The sequence below is a fragment of the Corynebacterium sp. TAE3-ERU2 genome, assembly GCF_019209955.1.
In the GTDB taxonomy this organism is placed as follows: domain Bacteria; phylum Actinomycetota; class Actinomycetes; order Mycobacteriales; family Mycobacteriaceae; genus Corynebacterium; species Corynebacterium megadyptis.
The window spans coordinates 263,093-279,022 of sequence record NZ_JAHUTL010000002.1; the positions used below are offsets into that span (position 1 = coordinate 263,093).

Annotated in this window: 9 protein-coding genes; 3 read left to right on the top strand and 6 right to left on the bottom strand. The window is 64.4% G+C overall.

Annotated elements, in window-relative coordinates; all coding sequences use genetic code 11:
- Positions 1-83 precede the first annotated feature (83 nt).
- Positions 84-3,851, bottom strand: a complete 3,768-nt coding sequence (mfd, locus tag KRX12_RS04065) for a transcription-repair coupling factor (RefSeq protein ID WP_218365919.1) — start codon at positions 3,849-3,851, stop codon at positions 84-86.
- 230 nt (positions 3,852-4,081) lie between these two features.
- Complete coding sequence (locus KRX12_RS04070) at positions 4,082-4,843, bottom strand: TetR family transcriptional regulator (RefSeq protein WP_370625134.1); 762 nt, start codon at positions 4,841-4,843, stop codon at positions 4,082-4,084.
- Between the two features lie 579 nt (positions 4,844-5,422).
- Here KRX12_RS04070 and KRX12_RS04075 point away from each other — a divergent pair.
- Positions 5,423-6,280 carry a GDSL-type esterase/lipase family protein gene (locus KRX12_RS04075; protein WP_218365825.1) on the top strand — a complete coding sequence of 286 codons (858 nt, stop codon included), beginning with the start codon at positions 5,423-5,425 and terminating at the stop codon, positions 6,278-6,280.
- 119 nt (positions 6,281-6,399) lie between these two features.
- Here KRX12_RS04075 and KRX12_RS04080 read toward each other — a convergent pair whose 3' ends face one another.
- The 4 genes from KRX12_RS04080 to KRX12_RS04095 all read right to left on the bottom strand — a co-directional run bounded on the left by KRX12_RS04080 (position 6,400) and on the right by KRX12_RS04095 (position 12,862).
- On the bottom strand, positions 6,400-7,359 hold the full coding sequence (locus KRX12_RS04080; RefSeq protein ID WP_218365826.1) for a nucleoside hydrolase: 960 nt from the start codon (positions 7,357-7,359) through the stop codon (positions 6,400-6,402).
- Between the two features lie 54 nt (positions 7,360-7,413).
- Positions 7,414-8,211, bottom strand: a complete 798-nt coding sequence (locus tag KRX12_RS04085) for a MetQ/NlpA family ABC transporter substrate-binding protein (RefSeq protein WP_218365827.1) — start codon at positions 8,209-8,211, stop codon at positions 7,414-7,416.
- 4 nt (positions 8,212-8,215) lie between these two features.
- Positions 8,216-9,265, bottom strand: a complete 1,050-nt coding sequence (locus KRX12_RS04090; protein ID WP_218365828.1) for an isopenicillin N synthase family oxygenase — start codon at positions 9,263-9,265, stop codon at positions 8,216-8,218.
- 159 nt (positions 9,266-9,424) lie between these two features.
- Positions 9,425-12,862: an exonuclease domain-containing protein gene (locus KRX12_RS04095; RefSeq protein WP_218365829.1), complete on the bottom strand. Its 3,438-nt coding sequence runs from the start codon at positions 12,860-12,862 to the stop codon at positions 9,425-9,427.
- Positions 12,863-13,311: 449 nt separating this feature from the next.
- On the opposite strand from KRX12_RS04095, the gene glmU reads away from it, so the two are divergent.
- Together glmU and KRX12_RS04105 are read left to right on the top strand one after the other, a co-directional pair.
- Positions 13,312-14,784 carry a bifunctional UDP-N-acetylglucosamine diphosphorylase/glucosamine-1-phosphate N-acetyltransferase GlmU gene (gene glmU / locus KRX12_RS04100; RefSeq protein ID WP_218363541.1) on the top strand — a complete coding sequence of 491 codons (1,473 nt, stop codon included), beginning with the start codon at positions 13,312-13,314 and terminating at the stop codon, positions 14,782-14,784.
- 24 nt (positions 14,785-14,808) lie between these two features.
- Positions 14,809-15,786: a ribose-phosphate diphosphokinase gene (locus tag KRX12_RS04105; RefSeq protein ID WP_218363542.1), complete on the top strand. Its 978-nt coding sequence runs from the start codon at positions 14,809-14,811 to the stop codon at positions 15,784-15,786.
- Positions 15,787-15,930 lie beyond the last annotated feature (144 nt).

Below are 15,930 nucleotides of genomic sequence, written 5' to 3' on the forward strand. Positions count from 1 at the left end.
CGCGCTTATCGACGCCTCCCCGCAGGAATTTTCTCTCCCGCCGGGAGGCGTTAGTCTTCGTGCCGGTACGGCGGCGCTGTGGCTTAGCGCAAGCGGTATTTCCGCCGCCGGGCCTCGCGCTTATCTTCCATATCCATCTGCTCATTAATCTCGGCGGCGGTGCGCTTGCCGCGCCGACCCGCCCGACGCCGCCGCGTCCCGGCAGCAGGGCCGCTGCTGCTCGTGGCACGGCCGCCGTCTGCGGTGGAGCTGCTCACCACCGGGGCGACGGTCTCCATGGCGGATTCCACGCCGGTGCTCACATTCACCCGATCCAGCTGGAACATGGTGGACAAAAAGTCCGCCACCCATTGCACGAGTTCGACATCGCGCAGCTGCGGATCGGTGATGGTGCGCCCCGCCTTGGGCAGCGGCACCATCACGGCCTTGGCGGCGGCGCGATAGGTGGAGCCACCATAGAGGCGCTTGAGCCGCACCTGCTGGGAGTCTTTGAGCTCCACGGGGTGGATCTTGATGCGATTGCCCTGGACCACGATATCGGCCACCTGCGCGCGGGCAGCCACCCGGCGCAGCCGCGCCATGGTGAGCAGGCGCTGGACCTCCACCGGCGGCTGGCCGAAGCGATCGCTCATATCGTCCACGGCGCGGCTCAGCTCCGCCTCGGTGTGTGCGGCGGCAAGAGTGCGATACATGTCCAGGCGCAGCCGCTCGGAGTTGATATAGCTATCGGGGATGTGGGCATCCACCGGCAGGTCGATGCGGATTTCGGTGGATTCCTTCTCGGTGGCATCCAGCGGCTGGCCGGAGGCGAGAGCGCGGAAGGTCTCCACGGCCTCGCCCACCAGCCGCATATATAGATCGAAGCCCACCCCGGCGATATGCCCGGATTGTTCGGCGCCGAGGACATTGCCCGCGCCGCGCATCTCCAGATCCTTCATCGCCACGGCCATGCCCGCGCCCAGATCATTGTTGTGGGCGATAGTGGAGAGCCGGTCATAGGCGATCTCGGAGAGCAGCACTCCCTTGGGATAGAGGAAGTAGGCATAGCCGCGCTCCCGGGAGCGGCCCACGCGACCGCGCAGCTGGTGCAGCTGGGACAGGCCCATATGGTGGGCGTTTTCCACGATGAGGGTATTGGCATTGGCGATATCCAGGCCGGTTTCCACGATCGTGGTGCACACCAGCACGTCATAGTCGCGATTCCAGAAGCCCTGCACGGTTTGTTCCAGCAGCTGCTCGCTCATCTGGCCATGGGCCACCACGATGCGGGCTTCGGGCACAAGATCACGCAGCTCGCTGGCTCGCTTATCAATGTCTTTGACCTTGTTGTGCACGAAGAACACCTGCCCATCGCGCAGGATTTCGCGCCGAATCGCCGCCGCGATCTGCTTGTCCTCGGCCGCGCCCACATAGGTCAAAACTGGGTGGCGATCCTCCGGCGGGGTGAGGATGGTAGACATCTCCCTGATGCCGGCCATGGACATCTCCAAGGTGCGCGGAATCGGGGTGGCAGACATGGTGAGCACGTCCACGTGGGTGCGCAGGCCCTTGATGTGTTCCTTGTGTTCCACACCGAAGCGCTGTTCCTCATCCACGATCACCAGCCCGAGGTTCTTCCAGGTCACACCGGTCTGCAGCAGGCGGTGGGTGCCGATGACCACATCCACCTCGCCGCTGGCCAAACCGCTGATGATCTCCTTCGCCTCCGCGGTGGAGGTAAAGCGCGAGAGCCCACGGATGGTCACGGGAAAGCCCGCCATGCGTTCTTCGAAGGTGGATAGATGCTGCTGCGCCAGCAGCGTGGTGGGCACCAGCAACGCCACCTGCTTGCCATCTTGCACGGCCTTGAAGGCGGCGCGCACCGCCACCTCGGTTTTGCCATAGCCCACATCGCCGACGACCACACGGTCCATCGGCACCGGCTTTTCCATGTCCTCCTTCACCGCCTGGATCGCCAGCATCTGGTCCTCGGTTTCGACGAAGGGGAAGTTATCCTCCATCTCCTTTTGCCAAGGCGAATCCGGGGCGAAGGCATAGCCGGGCGCGGCCTGGCGCTTGGCATAGAGCTCGATGAGCTCGCCGGCGATCTCGCGCACCGCGGCGCGCGCCTTGCGCTTGGTGTTCTTCCAATCCGAGCCGCCCATCTTCGACAGCGTCGGGGTCTCCCCGCCCACATACTTGCTCAGCAGGTCGATGGAGTCCATGGGCACATAGAGCTTATCGGCCGGCGCGCCCCGCTTGGAGGAGGCGTATTCCAGCACCACATACTCGCGCCGCGAGGTGCCATCGCCGGTGGTGATGGTGCGCTCGGTCATCTCCACAAAGCGGCCGATGCCATGGGTGTCATGCACCACATAGTCGCCCTTTTTCAGCGCCAGCGGATCCACCCGATTGCGCTTTTTCGCTGGACGACGCTTCGCTCCCGCAATATCGCCCACGCGGTTACCGGTGAGATCGGTCTCGGTGATGACCACCAGATTCGGGCCGTCAAAGACCACACCGTTATGGGCGAAGGCCTGATAGAGCGTCACCTCGCCAGCGCTCGGCTGCCAGCCGGGGGTGGCCACGGTGGTGGCGATTCCCTGCTCCTTAAACCGCTCCCGCATGCGCTTAATCGCCCCCTTGGCCGGGGCAATATAGGCGACCTTGCCGCCGGCGAGGGTATGCGCCAGCAGCTCTTTCATCATGGACTCAATCTCTTTGAGATCACCCCGCGGCTGCGGCGGCAGCGACAACTCCAAGGGTAGGGTGAGATCCTCGCTGGCCTCGAGAATCCCCGGTTCCGCCGCGGTCCAGTGCGGCTGGGCCTGGGCGAGCATGGCGTCGTGAAGCGCCTCGATGCCCACATAGGAGCCGGCCGAAAGGTCCAGATCGGCGCTGGCCACCGGTGCCGTGCCGCCCATCGCGGCCACCTCCCAGCCGGCGGCCAAAAACTCTTCATCCGTGGCGATGAGATCGCTGATGCGGGCCATGATCTTCTGCGGTGCCAGCTCCAGCACATGCCAGCCACTGCCCAAGATCTGCGGCAGCGGCACCAGCTCATGCGGGCTGAGCACCGGCAGCAGCGCCTCCATGCCATCGGCGTAGGTGTGGGTAGAGATCTTATCCAGCAGCTCGCCGAGGGCCGGGTGATGCGCATAGGTGCGCGCCAGCTCGCGGGCGCGGCCAGCCACTGCATCGTCGATAAGCAGCGTGCGTGCGGGATAAATCGAGAGCTGCTCGAGCACGCGGTCGGCGATGGCGCGCTGATCCGCCACCGCAAACTCGCGCATCTCACTGACCTCATCGCCCCAGAACTCGATGCGCACCGCCTGATCGGCCGTGGTGGGAAAGACATCGATAATCCCGCCGCGGGTAGCGAACTCGCCGCGGCGAGAGACCATATCCACATGGGAGTAGCCGAAAAACACCAGCTGACTGCGCAGCTGCTCAAAATCGCATTCCGTATCGACCTGCAGGCGAATCGACTGCTGCTCGGTATTCAGCACCGGCTGGCAATAGCTGCGCGCCGGGGTGACCACCACGCGATAATCCTGCAGGGTGTCTAGAGTCTGGGCGCGGCGGCCCACGATGTCCATACCGGGGCTCAAGCGCTCATGCGGCAGCGTCTCCCAGGAGGGCAAAAAGGCCACCTTCTCCCCCAGCATGGCCTTCAGCTCGGCGGTGAGATCCTCGGCCTCGCGGCCATTGGCAGTGACCACCAACAGCCGTGCTTTTTGCGCCAAGGCCGCAATCGTCCACGGCCGGGCCTGATCAACGAGCGAGAGATGCAGGCGCGGATCGCCCACATGAGTGAGCAACCCAGCGAACTTCTTATCCTCTGCGGCCGTGCGGGCCAGGCCACTGAGCATGGGGGTGGATGATGCGGACGCCTCGTGAGTCACGGCTGGGCGATGCCTTCCTAAAAACGGTGGATGAATACTACACAGCGCGGTCGCCGACGAGCCCCGCCGTAAGCACGGCAGGCCAGTCCCCTGCGCTGCCGTGCACCTTACCGCGCTGATACTACTCGTGGGCGAGGTGTGGGCAGCAGCAGAGCCGGCGCGATAGCGCGCCGGTAGCAGGGGTATCAGGTATCGGGCTAGTCCGCAGCCGGGGTGGAGTCTGCTGCAGAGTCCCCGCCTGCCGGCTTCGGGGCGCTCTCGCCCTGGGCGGTGCGGCGGCTATGGGCGCGCTGCAGGGCCTCGGGGGTTTCGGTGGGCTGATAGTACTTGGCGTTTTCGCCGACCGTCTTCAGCTCCGGATCGCGCAGGCTGGGATCAGCCACCATGCCGGCCAGGCCATTCCAGCAGAGATTAACGATATGCGCGGCCACCACTTCCTTGCTGGGCTCGCGCACATCCAGCCACCACTGCGCCGTGGAGGAGGCCATACCCACCAGCGCTTGGCCATAGAGCACCGCCACATCGGGGTTGAGCCCCGACTTTTCGAAAGCGCCGGCCAGAATATAGGAGACTTTGCCCACGGTGTCATTGAGCAGCGTGGAATAGGTGTTGTGCTGCTCGGGGTCCACATCGCGGGTAAGGATGGTGAACTCATCGGTGTGGTCTTCCACAAAAGACAGGAAGGCCATCACCGCGGACTCCACCCGACGGCGGTAGCCGGAACAGTTCAGGGCATTTTCAATCACCGAGCGCATCAGCTGCGTATCGCGGTCCACAACCTCGGCATAGAGCCCCTCTTTGCCACCGAAGTGCTCGTACACTACCGGCTTGGACACCCCTGCGCGGGAGGCAATCTCCTCCACGCTGGTGCCCTTGAGCCCGCGCTCTGCAAATACTGTGCGTCCTACTTCTACTAGTTGCTCGCGGCGCTGCTTGCCGGTCATCCTCCGCTTCACCATGCCGTAAAGCCTATACGCTTATCCCTCTCTCAGCCGCATCTTTAGTCTTTCTGTCCCCCAGCAGCGATTGGCACGCCCCCAACGCTATGTTGTAGGATTTCTAGCGCACGGCCGTTGGGCATGTGCGTTTCCCCATGGTGTAATTGGCAACACTACGGTTTTTGGTACCGTCATTCTAGGTTCGAGTCCTGGTGGGGAAGCTTTTTTATTTCCCCACCTGAACTGCACATAGTCCGCCAGTCGGAACACAATGTGTACCCCCGATCGAGAGGGGTCACCCTCTTTCTTCGCAGAGCTGCCGCACTGCTGCCTTTCGCCGGTGACACGCTCGATGCCTGCCCGGTATTCCCGCGCGGTTCGCGCTCCCACGGACACCACCCGCCCATCCCCCCATTCGGGCATAACGCTCGCTCAGTATCGGGAGATATTTTTGCGACCCTACACACTCGCTCGCTAACCTCTGTGACAAGAGTAAAGTCTCATTTAGGTAACACCTGCTAAGCTTCCCAGCGATATACATCAGTGATGCCGCCGACGGGCGGTGCCGATGTTTTCCGTGACCCGATTGGAAAGAACTTCATGAAGTCTGCATCTCAGACCCGCACTAAGGTGCTGTCTCTTGTGACCGCCGCCGCCGCTGCTATGGGCATCTCCGCCGCCTTGCCGGCGCCGTCCCACGCGGCACCTGGCAATGTCGTCGTGGTCGGCGATTCCATGCCCGCCAATCCGAGCATCGAGGACTTCGTTGCCTCCAAGCTCCCTGAGCAGGCTCGCGTCATCACCCCGAACGCCCACCTCAACCAGGTGGGATGCGGCAGCGATGGTCTTTTCTCCGGCACCTATGCCCGCGTCTCGGGCAAGCCCGTGGATGATTTCACCTGCCCCGGCGCCAGCTTCATGAGCGGCGGCATGCGCGTGGACTTCGCCATTGACACCGCGGCACAGCGCGGCAAGCTCAACAACGGCACCTCCGAGGTGGTCATCTTCGCCGGCGGCAATGACACCTACTCGCGCATGAGCAGCCAGTCCCTGCCCGATATTGAGCGCGATCTCTATGGCGCGATCCGCCACTCCATCGCCAAGGCCAAGCACTATGCCCCGAACGCCCGCGTGAAGGTCGTCGGCATGCCGCATGTGGCCAATGCGGAAGGCGGCGTGTGCCTGATCAACGTGATCCCCAATGTGCCGCTGGGCATTCCTGCTCGCGCCGTCAATGACGTCGAGCGCCACCTGCAGTGGGCACAGGTGAACGCCTCTCGTGATGGTGGCGCCACCTTCGTAGACACCAAGCCGATCTCCGATGGCCACGAAATGTGCTCCAATGATCGCTGGATCACCGGCATCGTGGACACCACCGCCCGCAGCCCGCACAAGCTCATGTTCCACATGACCGATGCCGGCCTGCACGCGGTCGCTAGCCACACCGCCCGCTCCTAATACCCGCACCGACCCCACGCGGGCCACGGGTTCTATACACGAACGCCCAGCCTCTCCCCTGTTCTATCGGGGCGAGGCTGGGCGTTGGCGTATCTTGCAGGCTGCGAATCCCGCGCGCCTTAAAGCTCAGGCTTATCCTCTACGGCCGCGATGGCCTCGGTAACCAGCTGCCAGAAACGGCCGTGGTCTAGGGTGGTGGCGACCTGGGTGGGGCACTCGGGGCCGGCGGGGGCGCGGAAATCCACCACGGTCATGCCGGTGGTGAGACTGCCCTGCAGCTCGACGTCGATGGGGGCGCGGCGGGTGGCCACACACTCGGGGTCGATGAGATAGGCGATCGTGCAGGGATCGTGCACCGGCGGATCATCGAAGCCCTGGTTTTCCCGATAGGCCTCGCGGAAGAAACCGCAGAGATCCACCACCAACTGAGAGCACTCGGTGCCCAGCTGCGCGATCTGCTGCTCGACCTCGCGGGTCGCAAGCGCCTGGTGCGTGAGATCCAGGCCCACCATGGTCACCGGCCAGCCGGCATTGAACACGATATGCGCGGCTTCCGGGTCCACGTAGACATTGAACTCGGCCCAGGCAGTTCGGTTGCCGGTGTGATAGCCGCCGCCCATGAGCACCACCTCGCGCACCTTGTGCACAATGCGCGGCTCTTTGCGTACCGCGAGAGCGATATTGGTCAGCGGCCCGGTGGGCACGAGAGTGATCTCGCCGTCCTCACTGGCCATGATGGTGTCGATGATGAAGTCCACGCCGTGCTTCTCACCGAGCGGCACCCGCGGCGTGGGCAAGGTGGCCCCGTCGAGGCCGGTCTCGCCGTGCACATCGGCGGCGACGCTCAGCGGCCGCACCAGCGGGCGGTCGCAGCCGGCATAGACCACGGTGTCCAGCCGAGCCGCAGTGGCCACTGCGCGGGCGTTGTGGGTGACCTTCTCTAGGGTCTGGTTGCCGCCGATGGTGGTAATGCCCACCAGGTCGATGGCGGGGTTGCCGCCGGCGAGGATGATGGCCACGGCGTCATCGTGGCCGGGATCGCAATCGAGAATGATTTTCCGTGGGGTATCTGCGCTCATAGTCTCCAGTGTAAGAGTCCCCGCCGCCCCGCGCGTGCGGCTCGAGTCACAGTATTAGTGCGCGGGCAGCACTGCGCTTTGGTACTCGGCGCGGATAAAATCGGCGACTTCTTGGGACTCAAGCGCCTGGGCGAGGGCCTGTACCGCCGGCGAGTCTGCCTTATCCTCCGGCGCCACCAGAATATTCACATAGGGGTTATTCTCCGGCTTCTCTGCGGCAAGACCATCTTCTGCGTAGTCCAGCCCAGCTTCGAGTGCGAAATTGCCATTAATCACCGCTGCGGCCACATCCTCGTCCTCCAGCGTCTGCGGCAGCAGGCGAGCGTCGACGGGCGTGATGGTCAGCTCGCGCGGATTGGCGGTGATATCCGCCACGGCCGTCTCGGCGCCGCGATCCTCCACCTCGATCAGCCCGGTATCGGCAAGCAGCGCCAGGGCGCGGGCGCGATTCACCGGGTCGTTGGGGATGGTCACCGTGGCGCCGTCGGGCAGCGCCTCGAGGGAATCAATGCTGGTAGAAAATAGCGTCAGCGGTTCTAGGTGCACGTTGGCGACGCTGCGCAGGCTGTGATCGTTATTCTCCTCGCTCCATTCTTCTAAGTAGGGCTGGTGCTGGAAGAAGTTGGCGTCGGCATCGCCGTGGGTGGTCACGTGATTGGGATCGATTCCTCCTTGGATCACCTTCACATCCAGCTCCACTCCCTCCGCGAGGCCCTCGTCCGCGATATATTCCAGAATCCGGGCATGCGGCTCGGGCGAGGCGACAACGGTGAGCGTGTTCTCATCCGGCTGGGCGCTACAGGCGCTAAGGCCCAGGACGCACACTGCGGCGGCGGCAATCTTCTTAATCATGGTTTTAGGCTGCTTTCTTGTGCTTATCGACGATATCCGCGAAGTTATCCGCGATGTGTTGGTGATATTTCTGGGTGACATCAGGGTGGGCGCGCAGTCGAGACTTCAGGGCATTTAAACCATTGGTGCTGTAGATCTGCTCGCCATCGAGATCCACGCCCACCTCCGTGGGCGAGCCACTTAGCTCCGGAGGGAGGCTGATGCGGGGCACCTCGGCATCGAGCGCGGGGCTATAGAAGAAGGGAATGGAGAAGCGTTCCGTGCCCGGCGCGGAGGGCAGCACCCGGTGCGGGGTGGCCTTAAGATAGCCGCCGGTGGCCACGCTGAGCAGCTCGCCGATATTGACGATGAGATAATCCTCGATGGCGGGAACATTCACCCAGCGGCCGTCGATAAGCACCTGCAGGCCGCGGGAGCCCTCCTCCACCGTGAGCAGGGTGATAAAACCGGCGTCGTGGTGCGCGCCGACGCCCTGGCGGGTGGCCGAGAGATCGTGGGCGGGATAGTGCACGATCTTCAGCAGCGAGTGCGGGGCGCGGAAGGCCTCGGCGAAGAAGTCCTCCTCCTCGCCGAAGGCCACCGCCCAGGCCCGCAGCAGACCAGCGCCGATGTGTTCGAGCTGCGCAAACCACGCCAGAGCGCGTTCTTTGAGCTCGGGCTGATCCGCAGGCCACTGATTGGGCCCTTGCAGGATCTTCCACGGCTCCTCTGGCACCTTCTCGAGCTCGGCGGGCAGCTCGGGGCCAATATCCAGCTGCTCGCGCCAATCGCGCAAACCCTGGGTGCGTTCGGTGCCGGTGGCGGTATAGCCGCGATAGTGCGGGGAATGCACCTGGGAAATGCGCCGCTTCTGTGCTGCGGGCTGGGCGAAAAAGGACTGAGCCTCGGCCAAGAGCCCATCGCGGGCGCGGGGGTCGATGCCGTGGCGGGCAAGGTAGAAAAAGCCCACCTCGTGCGCCGCCTCAAGCAAGGAATGAAGCTCGTCTTCATATCCGGGATGCTCGGGGCTGCGCAGCCGAGAGAAGTCAATGACGGGAATATTGAGTGTGTGCATGCCGCCATCATAGACATCTCTGTCTACTTATTTTGCACGCTACCCCCGCCAAATGGCTATTTCATAAGGTTTGTACCCTCCCTAGCTGGCGCTTTACTCTAGACCGCTCGGTACGCGGGGGAGGCTCGGTGCGGCGCGGCCGACGCCTCCCCGCACCAGCTAGAAGGTGCGGACCAGCTCGGCCAGCTCATCATCGCCGCGATCCCGCAGCCGGCGCACGGTTTTCCGGCGAGCGCACTCCGCCGGCAGCCCCATCGCGAGATTGAGCGCGGCGATGACCACCTCGGGGCATACCCAGTCCGCGAGCTGTCCCTCGGCATCGAGGAACTCCTCGTCGAGGCCGATGCGGTTGATGAGCAGCACCAGGCCCTCGGCGTCGTCCCGCTCGGCGGGGGCGCGGGTGATGTCGAAGCTCTCGCCGAAACGCAACCACATGCGCTCGCCCTCTTCCAGCCCGAGATCCTGAATAAAGCGGGAGATCGTGCCCAGCGAGCTGGTGGTTTTGCCCCAGGTCAGACGCTGCTCCCCCAGCCGGCTGGGAATCATCCGCGACTCACCGAAGGCCACATCGTAGATGGCGAGCACGCCAAGGCCGATGCCGGTGCCGGAGCCGCGCACATGATCGTGGCTCACCCGCAGCAGCAGATTCCACTCGCCGTCGCGGAGATACAGCCCCTTGGTCTCCTCGGGCAGGGCGTGATTGACCAGTGCCTCCTCATCTGTGCGGTAGCGCACCTGACCGTCCTCGACCACGAAGTCGCCGGTAGAGGCAAAGGCCCGCACCGAGTTTTCCGCCACCCCATATCCGGTGGCCTCGGCGATAAGCTCCTGCAGCGGCAGCGATGTGCGCCGCTCGGGATCGGCCGCATTCGCCTGCGCCAGCCGTGTCCCAATGAAATCCGAGATCGTGGTCCACTCTTCTTTACCCCACTCACGCAGCGCCCACGTGCGCGCCCCGCAGCGCTGCACATGCTCGGCACTGGCCAGTGCCCCATCGATAGAGCGGATAGTGCGATCAGACAGCACCGCGTGCAGCTGCTCCGTGCTCATGGGCTCGCCCTCAATGGCCAGCACGGCACTGGCTCGAGCAATCACCGATCCGGTGTCGCTGAGCACATGCTCTTTATAGATCACATAGGGGGTGTGCTGTTCTATCCACTCCCGCGTCAAGGCAGTATCCGCGCCCACGGCGCTCGCGAGTTCCTGCAGTGTGAGCACGCCATAGTTATCGGCTGCGGCGGCAATGGCCTTCTCCACTGCGGTGGCAAAGCCGGCCCGCACGAGCCAGCGGCTCGCCTCCTCCGCCCCGGCCTCGGGGCCGTCAATGAATTCCAGCCCCCATGATCCGGGCGCGCCCACCATGGGCAGGATTGTTAATAGGTCCGTCTCCACTCCCCCAGGAGTCGACCGCAGCGCGGGCAGCGCCCGATAGATCTCTGCTACCGGCCGCGCGATGCGCACGTGCTCGCGCACGGCGGCTTGGACCAGCTCGCACACCGGCCCGATAGCGCCGAGCCCAGCGCAGAGCATGCCCTCGAGTTGCCGGACGCGCTCGCGGCTCACCTCGAAGCGATCCCCGAGGGTTTGCAGGGACGCCGACCCAGCTAGGCGCTCATCGAGAATCGGGGCAAAGCGTGCATCAGCGGCCACCACCTCCGCAATCTCCGCGCAGGCGGCCCGTGCCACGGTCTCCGCCCGCCCCTCCAAGCTCGCCGCTGCAGCTGTGACGCTGTCGGGAATATTCTCCTTCTCCCCCAGCACAGCCGTGGCCGCACCGGTCACCGCCAGCCAATCCAGCAGCGCGGACGCATCGCTATGGGCGGAGTCGTCATAGAGCAGCTGCTCCACTGGGTGATCGGCGTCCACGGGTGCCTCGTTCTCCGCTGCTGCGTCCTCAGAGCCGCCCGTCTCGTACTCATCGAGGGCGAGCAGCACCACCTCGTTCAGCAACTTCTGCAGCCGCACCCGCCCAATTCCGGGCAGATCCGCCAGTTCCTCGACGGTGAGCTCGGTGATACCCGTCTCGGAGCGAATGCCTAGCCGGCGTTGCACCTTGGTCCACAGCGCACTCTCCGGCACCAACCCGGGCCGAAGATAGGGCGATAGCTGCCCCAGGGCTGTGGTGCTCCCCTGCCCCAGCCAGGCCTCCACCACAGCCATCGTGTCGGGCGCGGCGGTGTCATTCTCCATTTCCAGCCACGGGAACACTGCCGCGATAAGCTCGGCGTGGCCGTGGGCCTCGGTGTCCTTTTCTGTGGCGTTGATCGACGCCGTCATGGCCGCCAACGCCCGGGCGAAGCTCACCTCATCAATGATCTCCACGCCGAGGGCGCGCGCCTTTTTCGCCTTGCCGGACATGGTGTGCACATCGGCGGCCACCACGAGCCGCGAGGATGTAATCACCCCACCCACACTCAATCCGGCCTCGCGGGCGCGGGCCTCCCAGGTTTCGCGCGGGGTGACCATCGCCCCGGTGAAGGTGACACGATCTCCCGGCGCGAGCGCACAGACCTGCGCCGCAGCCTGCCCGTCCTGCCCATCCTGCCCGTCCTGCCCCTCCTGTTCTCCTGGCTGGGCGAGCAGCTGCTGACAGCGCGCATGGTCGATGCACAGCTGTTCGGCGATATGGCCGAGCCAGAGGCGCTCACGCTCGGTGACCACCCCATCGGCCCACGCCTCAATCACCAGCTGCTTCAGATAATGCTCATGCAGTTCACTGATGTCCTCGGCCTCGAGCCCATAGCTCTGCGCCACCCGCCCCAACTCCTCGAGCTCCTCCTTGCTCAGCCGGCCGTCCACCATCGCCTGCGCCAGCGCCGCGCAGTAGCGATCGGATTGCGCATCGCCTGTGGAGGGCATGGCGGTGGTGAGCCGTCGCAGCCACGCGGACTCCGCAGCGAAGGCGGCGTCCTCACTCGCCGCCGCCCACTCGCTGATCGGACCGGAGGGTTCGCTGCCGAATAGCCCATCCGCCCGAGCGATACAGGGGGCATGAGACTCCGGCAGGGCTGCCTGCTGCGCAGCAGTGAATATCAGCGGTGACGCAGCGGCGCCCAGCTCGGGGTGCCTACGCAGCAGCTCGACAAAGAGCTCGGTGGTGGCGGCGGCATCGGCGAGCGCGGTGTGGGCGGCGAGGTTATTCACCCCGATCACCTCGAGGCAGGCTGAGAGCTTCCCCGGTGCGCCGGGCAGGAGCCGGCGCGAGAGTACACAGGTATCGAGCGTCCAGGCAGAACTCGGAAGCTGCACCCCCACTCGCGCGAATTCATCGCTGAGAAAGCGGCGCTCAAAGCTGGCGCTATGGGCCACCACAATGCGCCCCTGCAGCACCTCGGCGAGGCGGCGGGCCAGCTGCTCAAAGCTGGGGGCATTGACGAGATCCTTCGGCTCAATGTGATGAATATGGGAGTTATCGAAGCCGCGATTCGGCTGCACCAAGCTACGCCAATAGCGTTCGGGCCGCGCTTGGGTATCGAGCACAACGATGCCGATCTCGAGGATCCTGTCGTTTCTGCGCACACCTGTGGTCTCAAGGTCGAGGACGGCGAACCCTCGGAATGTCTGGTCGGTCTCTGTGCTCCTGCTCGGTGTGCTCATGCGTCTCTCCCTGCGCGCTGCTGCGATCGGTGTGTGTACCTCACTTAGTGTAACGACGCCTCGGACACCTCCACGGCGCTTTTCGCACACGCTTCCCCGCCATCGCGGCGTCGATAAGGCGCCTCTGAGCTGCATAAAAAGCATGCGTGATCCTCGCCCTGATCGGCTGGATCAGCGCTGTGCGCACCCTACGTGGCGGGGATCAGGACTTCTCTAAGTGTGTGATTCTTAGCTCAGTGCTCGTGGTCTCCGCGCTGCTCGGTGACGGGATTGCTCTTCTCCCGCAGCATCGCCGCTGTCTCCAGCCCCAGCAGCCTCTTCTCGCTTGTCGACGCCGTCACGCAGGCACCTCACCCCAGTGCCTCGAAGTCACCCGTTTCTGGGCGCAGCTAATGGTACTTTTAGAGCCGTACACGAAACGCTATCGAGACAAAGTTGCCTAATCTTTTATGTCAGATACTTCCCATACTTCCGCCGCCACCGCAGTGATCATGCTCGCTGCGGGCGCTGGCACCCGCATGAAGTCCGCCACTCCGAAAATGCTGCACCCTGTTGCCGGCCGTTCCATGCTGGCGCATGGCTTGCACGCCGCGGCGGGCATCAACCCCACCCATCTCATTGCTGTTGTCGGCCACGGCCGCGAACAGGTGGTCCCCGCCATTGCGGCCGAGGCCCCGGCCCTGCCGCACTCCCCGACCGTGCACACCGCGGTGCAGGAGGAGCAAAACGGCACCGGCCATGCTGTTGGCGTCGGCCTGGAGGCCCTGCCGGCGGACTTCACCGGCACCGTGGTGGTGACCACCTCCGACATTCCGGCGCTGAACGCCGAGACCCTGCAGCAGCTCGTGCGCACGCACACCAGCGCCCCGCAGGCTGCGGTCACCGTGCTGACCACCGCGGTGGATAATCCCCACGGCTATGGCCGCATCATCCGCGATGAGGATGGGCGTGTCACCGAGATCGTGGAGGAAAAAGACGCCACCGACGCCCAGCGCGCCGTCACCGAGATCAACTCGGCCGTCTACGCCTTCGATGCCGCGCTGCTGCGCCAGGCACTCACCCAACTGGACACCAATAATGCCCAGGGCGAGCTCTATCTCACCGATGTGATCAAGATCGCCCGCACCTCCGGCAAGCTGGTGCGCGCCCACAAGCTCGCCGACCCCTACTACGTGTCGGGGGTCAATGATCGCGTGCAGCTGGCCGCGATGAGCAAAGAATTCAACCGTCGCCTCTGCGAGGCCGCCATGCGCGGCGGCGCCACCATCGACGATCCCGCCACCACCTTCATCGACTGCACCGTGCAGATCGGCCAGGATGTGACCATTCACCCCGGCACCCAGCTCAAGGGCAGCACCACCATCGCTGATGGCGCCGAGATCGGCCCCGACACCACGCTGAGCAACGTGGAGGTGGGCGAAGGCGCCCAGGTGGTGCGCACCCACGGCTTTGACTCCCGCATCGGCGCCGGCGCCTCCGTTGGCCCATTCACCTATCTGCGCCCCGGCACCGATCTTGGCGAGAACGGCAAGCTCGGCGGCTTCGTCGAGTCCAAAAACGCCCAGATTGGCCGCGGCTCCAAGGTTCCGCACCTCACCTACATCGGCGATGCCGAGGTGGGCGAGGACTCCAATATCGGCTGCTCCTCGGTGTTCGTCAACTACGACGGCGTGGACAAGCACCGCTCCGTCGTTGGCAGCCATGTGCGCCTCGGTTCCGACACCATGATTGTCGCTCCGGTGACCATTGGTGACGGCGTGTACTCCGGGGCAGGTACAGTAATTAAAGATGATGTACCTGCAGGTTCGCTCGTAGTCTCGGGCGGCAAACAGCGCAACATCGAAGGGTGGGTTGAGCGCAAGCGACCAAACACCCCAGCTGCCGACGCTGCAGCTGCCGCCCGCAAACCCAAGCAAGCATAAGGAAAGGTAAGGCATCGAATAACGATGACTGGCCAGTGGACAGATAACCAAAAGAACCTCATGGTGTTTTCCGGCCGGGGCAACCCGGCCCTCGGTGAGGAAGTGGCACGTGAGCTGGGTACCGATTTGACCCCCACCACCGCCCGCGACTTCGCCAATGGCGAGATCTTTGTGCGGTTCGAGGAATCCGTACGCGGCTGTGACGCCTTCGTGATCCAGTCCCACACGCAGCCGCTGAACAAGCTGCTGATGGAGCAACTGATCATGATCGATGCGCTCAAGCGCGGCTCCGCCAAGCGCATCACCGCGATCCTGCCCTTCTACCCCTATGCCCGCCAGGACAAGAAGCACCGCGGCCGCGAGCCCATCTCCGCCCGCCTCGTGGCTGATCTGCTCAAGACCGCCGGCGCGGACCGCATCGTGTCTGTGGACCTGCACACCGACCAGATCCAGGGCTTCTTCGACGGCCCCGTCGATCACATGCACGCCATGCCGATCCTCACCGACTACATCAAGAGCAACTACGAGCTCAACAACATCTGCGTGGTTTCTCCGGACGCTGGTCGTGTGAAGATGGCCGAAAAGTGGGCCAATATCCTCGGCGACTCCCCCATGGCCTTCGTGCACAAGACCCGCTCCGTGGACGAAGCCAATAAGGTCACCGCGAACCGCGTGGTCGGCGACGTCGAAGGCCGCACCTGCGTGCTCCTCGACGACATGATCGACACCGGCGGCACGATCTCCGGTGCCGTGAACGTGCTCAAGGAAGCCGGCGCCGGCGATGTCATCATCGGCTGCACCCACGGCGTGTTCTCTGACCCCGCCCGCGAGCGCCTCTCCAAGTGCGGTGCCAAGGAAGTCATCACCACCGACACCCTGCCGCAGAACCCCGAGGGCTGGGACAACCTCACCGTGTTGCCCATCGCCCCGCTGCTGGCCAAGACGATCCACGAGATCTTCGAAAACGGCTCGGTGACCACCCTCTTCGAGGGCGAGGCCTAAACCCGCTCCGGCGTCTAGGACGGCCGTCTCCTCACTTTCGAGGCGACGGCCGCTTCTGCGCTTATCGACGCCGTGTGCTGCTAGTCCAGACAGAAAAACTCGCCCCGCGCCGAAGCGTGGAGCGAGAAGTGAGAAGAGTGATCC

Excerpts from the sequence above, each read along its gene's own strand:
- KRX12_RS04080 (WP_218365826.1), bottom strand. The coding sequence starts at position 7,359 with ATGAGCGCAGATACCCCACGGAAAATCATTCTCGATTGCGATCCCGGC.
- KRX12_RS04075 (WP_218365825.1), top strand. The coding sequence starts at position 5,423 with ATGAAGTCTGCATCTCAGACCCGCACTAAGGTGCTGTCTCTTGTGACC.
- KRX12_RS04090 (WP_218365828.1), bottom strand. The coding sequence starts at position 9,265 with ATGCACACACTCAATATTCCCGTCATTGACTTCTCTCGGCTGCGCAGC.
- KRX12_RS04085 (WP_218365827.1), bottom strand. The coding sequence starts at position 8,211 with ATGATTAAGAAGATTGCCGCCGCCGCAGTGTGCGTCCTGGGCCTTAGC.
- KRX12_RS04105 (WP_218363542.1), top strand. The coding sequence starts at position 14,809 with ATGACTGGCCAGTGGACAGATAACCAAAAGAACCTCATGGTGTTTTCC.
- KRX12_RS04095 (WP_218365829.1), bottom strand. The coding sequence starts at position 12,862 with ATGAGCACACCGAGCAGGAGCACAGAGACCGACCAGACATTCCGAGGG.
- KRX12_RS04070 (WP_370625134.1), bottom strand. The coding sequence starts at position 4,843 with ATGGTGAAGCGGAGGATGACCGGCAAGCAGCGCCGCGAGCAACTAGTA.
- mfd (WP_218365919.1), bottom strand. The coding sequence starts at position 3,851 with ATGCTCAGTGGCCTGGCCCGCACGGCCGCAGAGGATAAGAAGTTCGCT.
- glmU (WP_218363541.1), top strand. The coding sequence starts at position 13,312 with ATGTCAGATACTTCCCATACTTCCGCCGCCACCGCAGTGATCATGCTC.